The organism is Providencia sp. PROV269 (genome assembly GCF_028477785.1).
Classification (GTDB): domain Bacteria; phylum Pseudomonadota; class Gammaproteobacteria; order Enterobacterales; family Enterobacteriaceae; genus Providencia; species Providencia rettgeri.
The window spans coordinates 44,171-57,734 of record NZ_JAMPLV010000010.1 but is presented as its reverse complement, the minus strand read 5'-3'; the positions used below and the strand labels follow the sequence as shown (position 1 = coordinate 57,734).

11 protein-coding genes are annotated in these 13,564 nt (G+C 43.5%); 2 read left to right on the top strand and 9 right to left on the bottom strand.

Translation table 11 applies throughout. From position 1 onward, the window contains the following. Window positions 1-23: 23 nt before the first annotated feature. Complete coding sequence (locus PR683_RS14105) at window positions 24-2,078, bottom strand: TonB-dependent receptor domain-containing protein (protein WP_272581822.1); 2,055 nt, start codon at window positions 2,076-2,078, stop codon at window positions 24-26. A gap of 847 nt (window positions 2,079-2,925) precedes the next feature. Between PR683_RS14105 and emrA the strand changes: the two genes are divergently transcribed. Continuing rightward, window positions 2,926-4,098, top strand: coding sequence for a multidrug efflux MFS transporter periplasmic adaptor subunit EmrA (gene emrA / locus PR683_RS14100; protein WP_109912360.1), 1,173 nt, complete (start codon window positions 2,926-2,928; stop codon window positions 4,096-4,098). 16 nt (window positions 4,099-4,114) lie between these two features. Then, window positions 4,115-5,638 carry a DHA2 family efflux MFS transporter permease subunit gene (locus PR683_RS14095; RefSeq protein WP_109912362.1) on the top strand — a complete coding sequence of 508 codons (1,524 nt, stop codon included), beginning with the start codon at window positions 4,115-4,117 and terminating at the stop codon, window positions 5,636-5,638. A 33-nt stretch (window positions 5,639-5,671) separates the two neighbouring features. On the opposite strand, the gene paaY is transcribed toward PR683_RS14095, so the two are convergent. From paaY to paaF, 8 genes are all read right to left on the bottom strand, one after another. After that, window positions 5,672-6,265, bottom strand: coding sequence for a phenylacetic acid degradation protein PaaY (gene paaY, locus PR683_RS14090; protein WP_117162923.1), 594 nt, complete (start codon window positions 6,263-6,265; stop codon window positions 5,672-5,674). Window positions 6,266-6,286: 21 nt separating this feature from the next. After that, window positions 6,287-7,225, bottom strand: a complete 939-nt coding sequence (paaX, locus tag PR683_RS14085) for a phenylacetic acid degradation operon negative regulatory protein PaaX (RefSeq protein ID WP_109912363.1) — start codon at window positions 7,223-7,225, stop codon at window positions 6,287-6,289. Between the two features lie 150 nt (window positions 7,226-7,375). Continuing rightward, window positions 7,376-8,686, bottom strand: coding sequence for a phenylacetate--CoA ligase PaaK (gene paaK / locus PR683_RS14080; protein ID WP_109912365.1), 1,311 nt, complete (start codon window positions 8,684-8,686; stop codon window positions 7,376-7,378). Between the two features lie 118 nt (window positions 8,687-8,804). After that, a complete protein-coding gene (pcaF, locus tag PR683_RS14075) occupies window positions 8,805-10,007 on the bottom strand; it encodes a 3-oxoadipyl-CoA thiolase (RefSeq protein WP_110731480.1) in 1,203 nt (400 codons plus the stop codon). Further along, window positions 10,004-10,444, bottom strand: a complete 441-nt coding sequence (gene paaI, locus PR683_RS14070; protein ID WP_004266152.1) for a hydroxyphenylacetyl-CoA thioesterase PaaI — start codon at window positions 10,442-10,444, stop codon at window positions 10,004-10,006. Before paaI ends, pcaF begins: the two co-directional genes overlap by 4 nt. Further along, window positions 10,441-11,991 (bottom strand): 3-hydroxyacyl-CoA dehydrogenase, encoded by a 1,551-nt coding sequence (locus PR683_RS14065; RefSeq protein ID WP_109912370.1) that lies wholly within the window; start codon window positions 11,989-11,991, stop codon window positions 10,441-10,443. The genes paaI and PR683_RS14065 overlap by 4 nt, the downstream gene beginning before the upstream one ends. A gap of 2 nt (window positions 11,992-11,993) precedes the next feature. Then, window positions 11,994-12,788 (bottom strand): 2-(1,2-epoxy-1,2-dihydrophenyl)acetyl-CoA isomerase PaaG, encoded by a 795-nt coding sequence (gene paaG / locus PR683_RS14060; protein ID WP_109912372.1) that lies wholly within the window; start codon window positions 12,786-12,788, stop codon window positions 11,994-11,996. 2 nt (window positions 12,789-12,790) lie between these two features. Beyond that, entirely contained in the window at window positions 12,791-13,564 is a 774-nt protein-coding gene (gene paaF / locus PR683_RS14055; RefSeq protein ID WP_240105556.1) for a 2,3-dehydroadipyl-CoA hydratase PaaF, read from the bottom strand.

Genomic DNA, 13,564 nt, shown 5'->3' with positions numbered 1-13,564 from the left:
AACAGGCACACCCTCAGAGTTAATTAGAAACTAACGTTAACGTTCGCCCAATAACGGCGTCCGTCTTCAACATCCCAGTTTCCATCAACTTTATCAATTTTAGGTCCTTTTTCATTACCAATATTTAGCACTGCAAAGTTCAGTTTGGTGTTTTTAAATAATTGGTAGGTTGCACCCACATCCATGGTGGTATAGCCACTACGATAGCGAGGTACTTTTGAGCCATTACGTTGTGCTGCCCACACCTGTTTTCCTTCATAATGCGCACGTGTGTATAAGGTTAGGTCTTCATTGAAGTTCCAATCCAATTTCGCATTAGCGATATGTTTTGGTGTTTTATCCAATGGATAGCCTTTTAAGGAAAGACCATTGCCTAATTTCTCATCATCACTTTTACGTTCTGAATTGGTGTATGTGTAATTTAGGTTGAGGTTCCAATCCTGTGCGATAGGAATGCCCGTTGCAACTTCAACACCTTTGATGTTCGCTTTACCCACATTGTCGTAGGTATATAACGTGAGATTAGGGTGGTTAGGATCGGCTTGATTAAGTGAGTAGCTAGTTAGCTTGTTTTTGAAGTCGGTATTAAAGAAGGTTAAGCTCGCATTAAAGCCAGATTCATGGTTATAGGCAATACTGATTTCTTCACTAACACTTTTTTCCGGTTTGAGGTCTGGATTACCGTAGATAATCCCGTTACCACCTTGGGTAGAGGTGCCATAGCCTTTACTGATTTCACGTAATGTAGGTGCGCGGAAAGCTGAAGAAACGCCCCCTTTAATGGTGATTTCATCGGTTAGGTAGTAAACAGCATAACCCCTTGGGTTCCAATGGTTACCATAGGTTTCGTGGTGATCTAAACGTAGGCCACCCGTTAAGATCAGATCATCTGTTGCGGTAAACTCATTTTCCACAAACAGTGCTGATTGATCGACTGACATACTGGTTTTTTCCATTACGCCTTTTGAAACCAAAGAGCTGTCTTTCAATTTAGAGTACTGGTATTGCCCACCAACGGTTAGGATATTGTCCGGCAGGAAAGCCACCACTTTTCCATCAACAACGGTGTTGGTGATTTCAGGTACGCGCGCCTCATAGCCGCCTTCCCAATGGCCTGTAGTTTGATTACGGTCTTGGGATTTTATTTTACGTTTGGTTTTTTCTTGGTAAACACTTAGCTCAGTATTAAAAGAATCCCACTCACCTTTATAAGTCAGAGCTGCATGGTTACGGTCGTTATGCCACTCTTCTTTAGAGTTATATTGCTTGTCTCCACCACGAATTTCATATTCAGCACCAGATTTACCTGGTGTCGATGTTTTCTCTTGAGTACTACGACCTGCTTCTAGTAAGAAGGTTTGGTTCTCTTGTGGTGTAAAGGTTAATTTAGCTGTTAAGCTGCGGTTATCACGCTGATGATGACCTTCTAAGATTTTATCTTCCTGACGGTAGTTACCACCACCATATAATTGCAGACCAAGTTTATCTTGAATTAATGGGCCAGACAGATAGAAGTTACCGTCAGTCGAGTTACCGCTATCACTGTTTTCTTGGATAATAGCCCCAGTGGTGACGCTGCCATGCCATTCATTAGTCACTTTTTTAGTGATGATATTGATAACACCACCCATTGCATCGGAACCATACAGGGAGGACATAGGTCCACGGATCACTTCGATGCGTTCAATCGCTTCGACAGGTGGCATAAAGCCTGCTTCAAAGCCACCGCTCCCATTAGGACGTGATTCACGGCTGTTTTGACGGCGCCCATCGACCAATATCAGCGTGTATTCGCCGGGTAAGCCACGGATATTAATATCTTGTTTGTTTGCAGCACCAACGACACTTACCCCTTCCACGTCTTTAACGGCGTCGGCGAGGTCACGGACAGGTTTATTTTGTAATTGGTCTGCACTGATCACGGTCACGCTAGCAGGAGCATCACGCAGTTGTTGCGAGAAGCCTGATGCACTGACGACCATGGTATCTGTTTTATTGTCTGCTGCTGTAGCGCTAAATGAAGATAAAGCCGCACAAACACCGGCGGCAATCAGGGTGTAGTGATATTGCGAAGTCATAGTTATCCCTAGTAAATATAAATGAGAATGATAATTATATTGTTTGCGAATATTATCACTAAAACATATCAAAAATAAATAATGAGCTAGCTAATTTATGAGCAATATTTGATCTCAGCTAAGAATTTTCACCTACGGTGTTTTCCCCTTTTACGATTTTTGTCAAGCTTAACGAAAAATTAAGGTTTAACTCTGGTTTATGGTGTTTGGTTGTGCGTGAATTTACTCTAGCGCTAGCATCTACTAGGGAAATTTGAGTTATATGAAACATACATTCAAAATTAGCCTGTATCCTTGGGGATAACCTCGTTAACCTAATGAATAATATTAAGTACTGGTAAAGAGATAAAAGCTGCCCGAAAGGCCAGCAATTACCAACGTACTTCGTTACTCTATTAAGCACCGTATTGAGTTTATTAATGTTGTATTGATGAGGACAAAAATGAAAATCGAGACAATCAGTGGTATTAAAAAGCAAGCGGCAGCCCGCGATAAAAAATGAAAACTCCAAGTTAAGAAATCATAAATATGGTCTAATAAATAGAAATATTCAATCAAAAAAAGAATATCAATAATTGAGTGACGGAATTTTTATCATAATAAATATCATTTGAACTATTTCATTAATTTTTATCGTTAATCTAATTAAGAATGAATTTCATTGTTTTGATAATAAACATTAATCTAATGTTGAACTCTGATTCCCTTTAATTATTTGTTTTATATCAATGAATTAATTTTTTTGTTGGAATTAATTTAATTGTAAATTATTAACTATTGCTTTATTACATATACTTCGTAAATATAGAGGGAGAATTAATATTGATTTCAGACCTTGAGAGTTATTATGAGTCAAGAAACCCATTCAGAAACACATAATCAAAAAACGACTAATGAAAAACGTAGAACAATATGGATAGTGATAGCCACAATAATTATCATTCTATTATTTGTCGCCTACGGTGTTTATTGGTTTTTAGTTTTACGCTTTCAAGAATATACCGATGATGCTTATGTATCTGGCTTACAGATCCCGATAATTGCGCAAACAACAGGTAATGTCACTCAAGTTAACTTTGAAAATACTGACTTGGTAAAGGCGGGGGATGTACTGGTTGTATTGGATAAAACGAATGCGCAATTGGCATTTGAACAAGCCAAACATGATTTAGCGACCACCGTACGCAAAACCAAAGAACTGTATATCAATGGTGATGAGTATCAAGCGCAAATTCAAAAAAATCGTGTGACACTTGCGCAAGCGCAAAAAGATTATCAACGTCGTGTAGCTTTAGGCCGCAGTGGTACCATTTCGAAGGAAGACCTGCAGCACGCCCAAGAAGCTGTGCAACTTGCGCAGGCGGCTCTGGATATTTCTATTCAACAATATAATGCCAACCGCGCATTGTTGCGTAATACGGAGCTCAAAAAACAACCTGCAATTCAGCAAGCAGCTGATAGCGTACGCAGTGCGTGGATAAACTTACAACGTACTGAAATTAAAAGCCCAATGACGGGATATGTTTCACGGCGTAATGTTCAAGTCGGCTCTCAAGTCAGTCCGCAAAGTTCTTTAATGGCGATTGTGCCTGTTCAGCCTGTTTGGGTTGATGCGAACTTCAAAGAAACTCAATTAGAAAAAGTCCGTATTGGGCAACCCGTGACCATCAACAGTGATTTTTACGGGGCAGATATTGTTTATAACGGTACCGTGGTTGGGCTTGATATGGGAACCGGTAGTGCTTTCTCATTATTGCCTGCCCAAAACGCGACAGGGAACTGGATTAAAGTCGTACAGCGTTTGCCTGTACGTGTTGAATTAGACCCAGAGCAGGTGGCAAAACACCCGTTACGCATTGGGTTATCTATGAATGTCACCATCGATATTAAAGATCAAAATGGCCCTGTTTTAGCGGAAGTACAGCGTACAGTACCTGCATTTGAAAGTGATGTGTTGGTCTTAAACTTAAGTGATGTCGACCACATCATCGACACTATTATCAGCGATAACGCAGACTAGCTTGAAAGGAGCCGTTGTGGCAGATATTCAACCACTTAAGGGTGCAAAACTGGTATGGGCAACCATTGCGTTGTCCCTTGCGACCTTCATGCAGGTGCTTGATTCCACGATTGCTAACGTGGCTATCCCGACGATTGCAGGTGACCTTGGGGTTTCTATGTCTCAAGGGACATGGGTAATTACCTCGTTTGGCGTATCGAATGCAATTTCTATCGCTATTTCAGGTTACTTGGCGAAGCGCTTTGGTGAAATTCGTGTTTTCTTATGGGCAACGGCGCTTTTCACCTTATTTTCATTACTTTGTGGCTTTTCCGATAGCCTTGGTATGCTAATTTTATACCGCGTATTGCAAGGTGCCGTTGCAGGGCCGGTGATCCCACTTTCTCAAAGCCTTATCATGCGCTGCTATCCGCCAAAAATGCAAAATATGGCGTTAGCATTTTGGTCTATGACCATTATTTTAGCCCCTGTATTCGGTCCTATTTTTGGTGGTTATATTAGTGATAATTTCCATTGGGGCTGGATATTCTTTATGAATGTGCCTTTGGGAATTTTTGTCATTATAGTTGGCTCTATTATCTTCAAAGGGATGGAGTCCAAGGTCGTGAAAGTGCCATTCAATGTGATTGGCTTGGCGCTGCTTTCTGTGGGAGTGGGTTGCTTACAAGTTTTGCTCGACAAAGGTAAGGAACTGGGATGGTTGGCATCTAATGAAATTGTCATCTTAGCCGTTGTTTCAGCTATTGCGTTGGTATTCCTCGTTATTTGGGAACTCACAGATAAAAACCCAATTGTCGAATTATCGTTATTTAAATCGCGCAATTTTACCATCGGAACGATTTCTGTCAGTTTAGCGTATATGGCCTATTTCGGCGCTATTGTCTTGTTGCCGCAACTTTTACAGGAAGTTTATGGCTATACGGCAACATGGGCTGGGCTCGCATTGGCGCCTATAGGCTTATTGCCTGTGTTGTTTTCGGCTCCAGTAGCAAAATTATCCGATTTTCTTGATATCCGCTGGATAGTGACCTTTAGCTTTGTATTTTATGCAATTTGTTTCTTCTGGCGTGCATATACTTTTGAACCGAGCATGGGCTTTTCTGCTGTTGTTTGGCCGCAATTGGTGCAAGGAATGGCAGTAGCTTGCTTCTTTATGCCACTGACCACATTAACCCTTTCAGGTTTACCGCCTGAAAAACTCGCTTCGGCATCGAGTTTGGCTAACTTTTTCCGTACCTTAGCGGGTTCAATAGGGACTTCTATTACCACAACGCTGTGGAGTGATAGAGAAGCCGTTCACCATAGTCAATTAACGGAATTTATTACCGATTATAACCCTGAATCCTTAGGGATGTATAAAGAAATGGCAGCCCATGGATTGAGTACCGAACAGACTTCTGGTTTTATTGCTCAGCAAATTACGAGCCAAGGATTAATTATTGCTGCAAATGAAATTTTCTGGTTATGCGGTTGGGTATTTATTGCGCTGATTATTACTGTTTGGTTTGCTAAACCGCCATTTGGTAGCAAAGCGAAATAATGGATGGGGCTAAGTATTTTAGCCCCATCTAGCTTATAGCTGGGATTTAGGAATAATATTCTCAAAACTCAAGACAGGCCGGTTCGTTTCGACTTCTTTGAGGGGCTCGACTTCTTTAAAGGTGTTTAAGCAGCGCGTGACTAAGTCTTGATAATCTTTGGTTCCGCTGGTTTTCCATGCAATTTCCTTTTCTGATAAGGTGCGAAGGACTTTTGCAGGTGTACCCACGATAAGACTATTATCGGCGAAAATTGCCTCGGCTTTGATGAAGGCACAAGCACCGACGATAGAGTTCTCGCCAATAACGGCCCCGTCCATAATCACACTGTTCATTCCGACTAAGGCATTACGCTTGATATGGCAACCATGCAAAATCGCCCCATGGCCGATGTGCCCATCTTCTTCCACGATGGTTTCATACTGAGGAAAACCATGCATCACACAGTTATCTTGCACATTGGCGCCATCTTTAATGATTAAGCGACCAAAGTCCCCACGTAAGCTGGCGTTTGGGCCAATGTAAACATTTTTGCCAATAATAACATCACCAATCACCACAGCAGTAGGGTGCACAAAACTTTCAGGACTGACGACGGGCGTAATACCATCGATTTGATAAAAGGGCATACAGGCTCCTGTAATGTGTATTTAGGCGGCTATATCTCTGAGCACTCCACCAAAGCGGCGATAATAAGCGCTGGATGGTTGAGGAAGCTCCCCGACAGTGGTTTCGCACTGTTCAGAAACATATTGGGTTGCCGCTTGATCAATGCGTTGATAAATGTTGGTACAAAGATGGCGTGCAATATGGCCTTCCCATTGTGCAGGAAGGAGTTCATCTGGTAATAACGGGTCTTTAAGCGTGACACGGCGGTAGAAATGGATCAGCAGTAAACGTAGCTGAAAGCAGTGTTCAGGGGAAATCTGTGTGTCAGTATTTTCTTTAAGGAGTAATGCAAGTGGCCTAAATAAGGAAATAAACTGATGATAATGTTCTGAAATATCTTGCAAAGACCAAGCATGAGAAACCAGTTCTTTGAGATTTTTTTCTGAGCGGCTATAGGGGTAATCCGCGTGAAAATAGATGGCATTTTCAGTGGCATTGAGTTCATTGAGTAGTGTCGGTACATCACTTTGGGCACAACTGGGTGCTGCCATGAGTGACGTATTAAATTGCCCGAAACCGAGCCAACTCAGTTCCTTTTTTAATCTGATCTTTTCGTCTTTATCCGCCGTTTCAAGGAGGAGTAAATCCCATTTTCCATCCCAATCAGGCTGCCCGGCTAGATAAATTTTATTTTCTGCACGGCGAAAGCGACTTTGCCCGCGCTCAGAAATACGGTAATAGCTGCGACGGCCAATTTTTTCGACATCAAGCCAACCTTCTTTTTGTAAGCGAAAAACGGAAGTTCGGACAAAGCGGTCAGTAAAGCCCATGGGTTCTAACAGCTTAGTCAAGCTTCCTAACCACACTTCACCACCACGATGATGCAAAGCATCACCATAGAGTGAGCTAATTAGAGACGTCCCACTAATGGGTTGGCTTGCTATTGCATGTTGTATGAATTGGTTAAGTTTATTTTCCATTTATATTTTATCTATAAAATTTATGTATCAGAAGGCTTACTAAATAGTAGACATAAATTTAAAGGTTGTCTTCCATTACCTGTTTTAACACTTTCTCAGAGATTAAGGCATATCAGAGTAGTTCATTCCAATATGCCTTAATAATTTGAATTAAATCGCAATTCTAGTATCAATTACCCGTTCAGCTTTGCCTTGAGAGCGTGGAATATCACCGCAATTTACAATACTAATACGGGTGCTAATACCTACCATCGATTTGATTCGATGCTTTAAATGGTGGCAGATATTACAGCGTTCATCATAAGTGAGCTGTTCAGGGTGTTTGAGCTCAACACGAACAGATAAGTTGTCCATATTGCCTTGGCGACCAATTTCTAATTGGTAATGAGGGGAAAGCTCCTTAAATTGCATGATTTGTTCTTCAATTTGAGAAGGAAACACATTCACGCCACGAATGATCATCATGTCATCGGAACGTCCGGTAATTTTACCAATTCGACGCATGTTACGATTGACCCCCTGCATCAGGTGGGTAAGGTCACGTGTTCGGTAACGAATAACAGGCATGGCTTCTTTTGTCAGGGTAGTAAACACTAACTCACCATGCTCACCCGCCCCTAATGGTTTTAAGGTATTGGGGGAAATAATTTCTGGATAAAAATGGTCTTCCCAGATAGTGGGGCCACTCTCTCCTGAGTCTGCGCACTCCATAGCAACGCCAGGCCCCATCACTTCAGATAAACCGTAAATGTCTAATGCTTTGATACCAAGACGGGTTTCAATTTCTGTTCTGAGGGATTCAGTCCAAGGTTCAGCACCAAAGACACCTAATCTAAGTGAGCACTTACTAGCATCTCCACCCATGATTTTTTCAAGCTCATCAATAATACTCAAGCAGTAAGAGGGCGTTACCATTATCACATCGGGTTTGAAATCAGCGATCAGTTGTGCTTGTTTTTCAGTTTGCCCACCTGACATAGGAATGACTGCGGCTCCTAGGCGTTCTGCGCCATAGTGAGCCCCTAGCCCTCCGGTGAATAAACCATAGCCGTAAGCAACGTGGACTTTATCACCTCGGACAGTGCCAGCAGAACGTAAACTACGCGCAATCAGGTCAGCCCAGTTATCGATATCTCGCTGGGTGTAACCGACCACAGTTGGGCGCCCAGTCGTTCCTGAAGAGGCATGAATACGGATGATTTGGTCCATTGGCACAGCAAAGGTGCTAAATGGGTAGTTTTCACGTAAATCCTGTTTGGTCGTGTAAGGAAATTTTTCGATATCGCTGAGTTGTTTGAAATCGTCAGGGTGAACCCCTGCATCATCGAATTTCTTGCGATACATCGGGACATTTTCATAGGCGTGAGTGAGTGTCCACTTCATTCGAGAGTACTGTAAAGACTCGATCTCATCTCGCGATGCAAATTCAATTGGGTCGATGCTATCTTGTATATTGCTCATAATTGCCTGTCCTCATAATTATTATGGTTACCAGTTCACGCTAATGCATGACGTTTCTGGTATTTGCCTGAGCAGGTGTCGGGTTTTCAGGCTGTTTTTATTTGTATTAAGACGTTGTTCAGACTCGTTCAATAATCATTGCGATCCCTTGGCCAACCCCGATACACATGGTGCATAATGCATAACGACCTTGTCTGCGGTGTAGTTCATTGATAGCGGCAATAACAAGCCTTGCTCCACTCATTCCAAGTGGATGGCCTAGTGAAATTGCCCCTCCGTTTGGGTTAACGTGTGAGGCATCATCAGGTAAACCAAGCCCCCTTAAAACGGCGAGTGCTTGCGCGGCAAAGGCTTCGTTTAGTTCAATAACATCCATTTGTTCGATGGTGAGCCCTGCCATTTTTAATACTTTTTGCGAGGCAGGGAGTGGACCGATCCCCATCAATCTTGGCTCAACGCCACAAGTGGCTGTAGCGATGATACGAGCCCGCGGTGTTAACCCTTGTTGTTTGGCGATAGTGTCGGATGCGATAATCAGTGCGGCGGCTCCGTCATTAACACCGGAAGCATTACCAGCCGTTACAGTCCCGTTATCGCGAAATGGGGTTTTTAGTTTTTGTAATTGTTCAAATGTCGTTTCTGCTCTTGGATGCTCGTCTTCACTGACGACGTATTCATTTTTACGTTGTTTAACCGTTACAGGGATGATTTCTTGCGCAAAAATACCGTTAACTTTGGCAGTTTCAGTGCGTTGTTGGCTACGTAATGCAAAAGCATCTTGGTCTTCACGGCTAATTTGGTAAGTTTCTGCCACATTTTCCGCAGTTTCTGGCATCGAATCTGTGGAAAACTGTTGTTCCATCAACGGGTTGATAAAGCGCCAGCCAATAGTGGTATCAAATACTTGCGCTTGACGAGAGAATGCAGATTCTGGTTTACCCATCACAAACGGCGCTCGGCTCATGGATTCGACGCCTCCGGCAATCATGAGCCCAGACTCACCAGCTTTGATACTTCTTGCCGCTAATGCTATAGCGTCTAGCCCAGAACCACATAGGCGGTTAATGGTGGTACCAGAAACAGAAACAGGTAGCCCAGATAACAGCCCCGCCATACGTGCTACATTACGGTTGTCTTCTCCTGCTTGATTTGCGCAACCTAAAATGATGTCGTCAGTTAATGACCAATCAAGTTGCGGGTGCCTTTCCATTAAGGCTTTTAATGGAACAGTGGCAAGGTCATCAGGGCGTAATGATGATAAAGCACCACCGTAGCGGCCAATGGGAGTGCGGACACCATCACAAATAAACGCATCTATCATGATTGTTCTCCTGTTAAACGATGGCCTAACCGATGAGAACGACCGTGGAACAGCGCAAGCGTTTTACCATCTTGGTTAGTTATCTCGACTTCATATAAACCGTTACGTTTACCTTGGTGTTTCATCGTGGCGGTCGCGGTAAGCAGGTCACCTTCAAAACCGGGACGAATAAAATCAATGGAGCACATGGAAGCAACGGCAGCATGCCCTTGGCTATTACAGGCGTAGGCAAACGCGGTGTCGGCAAGGCTAAATAATTGCCCTCCGTGGCAGGTTTTATGGCCATTAAGCATCTGTGCTGTGATCGGCATTTTCAATTGCGCAAAACCTTCCTCGACTTTTTCAATGGACATACCCATCGCTTTTGCGCATGCATCATCACGGTACATAATGTGAGCTGATTGCTGAGCCAGCGTAATGTTTGGCAATGAAATCATGGTAGCTCCTTGAAAGTTAAAGATTGATAACCTGCGGCTAATTGCCTTAAAAGTGGGTTTGGCCGATAACGACTGTCTCCATAAAACTGAGTCAAATTTTCAAGTACTGACAGCACACGTTGCCAGCCTAGCTGCCTACCCCAAGCGAGTGGGCCTTTAGGGTAATTCACGCCAAAACACATGGCATTATCGGTATCTAATGCCGTTGCAATTCCTTTATTGACGATATCTAACGCTTCATTGCATAGCATCGCGACTGTCCTCATGGTTAACAGCGCTGGGTAGTCTGGTAATACAATTACGTGTTTACCTAATGATTGAAAAAACGCGATAGCTTGCTGGTTTTGTTGCGCATTATTTTGCGATGCACAGCTTAACGTGATGGTTGTTGCGGTAAGGTAATTTACCGATAAGTCAAAATGCACGACGGCTTGTTTTTGTGTTTGCGCATGTGACGATGCCAATTCACCATTTGTTAACATAATAATAACGCCATTAACAATAAGTGTCGGGGATTGATCAGAATGTTGTGTTAATCCTTCGAGAGAGATCCCATTTTCAGTTAAAAGCCGCGCGAACTCAGGAAATATCTGCCAGTTGCCATGCGCTTTTATATTTTGGGGCTGCTCAAGGTGAATTTTTTCTGCAATTGAAGGTAAAGGTTGAGGTTTATTATCATCATAATGATAAAACCCTTGCTTCGATTTACGGCCTAAATGGCCTGCTTGGACTAATTCCAATTGCATTAATGAGGTTTGAAAGCGTGGGTCATAACCGAAGGCCTGAAATACTGATTCAGTTACCGCATAGTTTACATCATGGCCAATTAAATCAGTTAGTTGTAGTGGGCCCATGGCAAAACCCCCAGCGTCACGTATTGCGCTGTCTAATGTGGCAGGAGACGCAATTTGTTCTTCAAGGGCACGCATTGTTTCGGCGTAGAAAGGCCGAGCCACTCGGTTGACAATAAAACCGGGGGTGGAACGGCAAATTACGGGGATTTTTCCAAATGATAAAGTCAGGGCTTTTAACTGTTCAATGACGGTGTTAGATGTTTCTAGCCCTCGAACGATTTCAACTAATTTCATCACGGGGGCGGGGTTAAAAAAGTGCAGGCCTGCAAGACGCTCGGGGTGTGTTAGCTGCCGCCCAATGGCGGTAATCGATAATGAAGATGTATTACTGGCAAATAGCGTATTTTTGCTGCAAATCGCTTCTAATTCACTAAAAATTGCCTGTTTTATTTCCAGATTTTCAGCAACGGCTTCAATGACTAATTGTGCATCCGACAGTGCCGAGAGGCTTTTTACCACTGCGATTTTTGCGATAATCGCCTCCGTGACCTCTAGTTTTGCTTTCCCTTGCTCAACACGTTTGCGTAAACGTTGGGTCATCGTTGATAAACTACGGCTTAACACATCTTGGTTCACATCAAACAGTAAGACGGATAACCCCGCTGTTGCTGCCACTTGTGCAATGCCAATCCCCATGGTTCCAGCGCCAATTACCGCGATGGTGTTGATAGTATGATTCAAAGGTAATGTCATGGTTAGCATCCTTTGAACTGGGGTTCACGTTTATTTAAAAAAGCATTGACCCCTTCGCGATAATCCTCACTTCGACCGCCAAGGCGTTGTAAGTCACGCTCAAGGTTGAGTTGCTCATCGAGAGTATTGGTTGCCGCGGCATAAATGGCCTTTTTGATAAGCCCTAAACCATAAGTCGGTTGGGTTGCAAGGTGTTGTGCGAGCTGTTGAGTGGTATTAATGAGTTCTTCATTTTCAGTGACCTGCCAAATCATTCCCCACTGTAATGCTTGCTCCGCACTTATTTTATCGCCTAATAATGCCATCCCCATTGCCCGTGCATGGCCTGCTAATTGAGGTAAAAACCAGCTTCCTCCTGAGTCAGGAACCAAGCCAAGGCGGCAAAAAGATTGAATAAAACTGGCATTTTTTGCGGCAATGACAATATCGCCTGCGAGTGCAATGGCGGCGCCTGCACCTGCGGCCACACCATTGACCGCGCAAATAATCGGTTTCGGTAATGTGGTTAGGCGGCGGATCAAGGGGTTATAGTAAGTTTCAACGGAGAACCCGAGATCAGGAGCGTCACTGCCCACGCTCACATTGCGATCATTTAGATCTTGTCCGGCACAAAATCCACGGCCTGCACCGGTGATCACTAAACAGCGTACGGTTTCATCGCGTTCCGCTATTTTGATAGCCTCACTGAGTTGGCGATGCATCTCATCATTAAAGCTATTCAGCCTATCAGGGCGGTTGAGAGTGATGGTGAGAACCCCATTTTCTAACGTAGTGAGGATCATTGCTTCATTATTCATGATTATTGTCCTGTAAATTGAGGTTTTCGTTTTTCGAAGAATGCCTCGATCCCTTCACGTCGATCGTTGGTACCCGCTAAAGTCACAAAATATTGGCGCTCAAGCTGTAACCCCTCGGTAAGATGGTTTTCTTGAGAATGTACCAGTGATGCTTTTGCGGCTTGTACGGCTAAAGGCGCATGCATTACGATGTGCTCTGCCAGCTTTTGGGCGCGTTCTAGCACCAATTCATCCACACAAATTTCACTGATTAACCCTGCTTGCAACGCATGTTTAGCACTGATTGGTTCACCTGTTAGTACCATTTGCATGGCGAGGGATTTGCCCACGGCACGAATTAAACGCTGTGTCCCCCCGGCTCCGGGCATTAAACCCAGAGTAATTTCGGGTAAACCGAAACGAGCTGATTCACCAGCAATAATGATGTCGCTGGCGAGTAATAATTCAAAACCTGCACCCAGTGCATAACCATTCGCAGCACTAATAATGGGTTTTGATATCGCGGATAACCTGTGCCAAACTTGGGGGCGTTTATCGGTGATCGCATTAGCAACAGTTTGTTGCTGTAGTTCTTTAAGATCGGCTCCTGCAGCGAAAAAACGCGGATTTCCGGTGATCACGATCGCACCAATCTCATCATTGATTTGTGCTTGCTCGAGGTGCTGAACCAGCAATTCTAAACAGGCGGTGCTCAGGGCATTACGTACTTCTGGGCGGTTTAACGTCAGAGTCAAAACCCGGTTATGTTGTTGTGATAAAATCCAATGGTTTTCCAT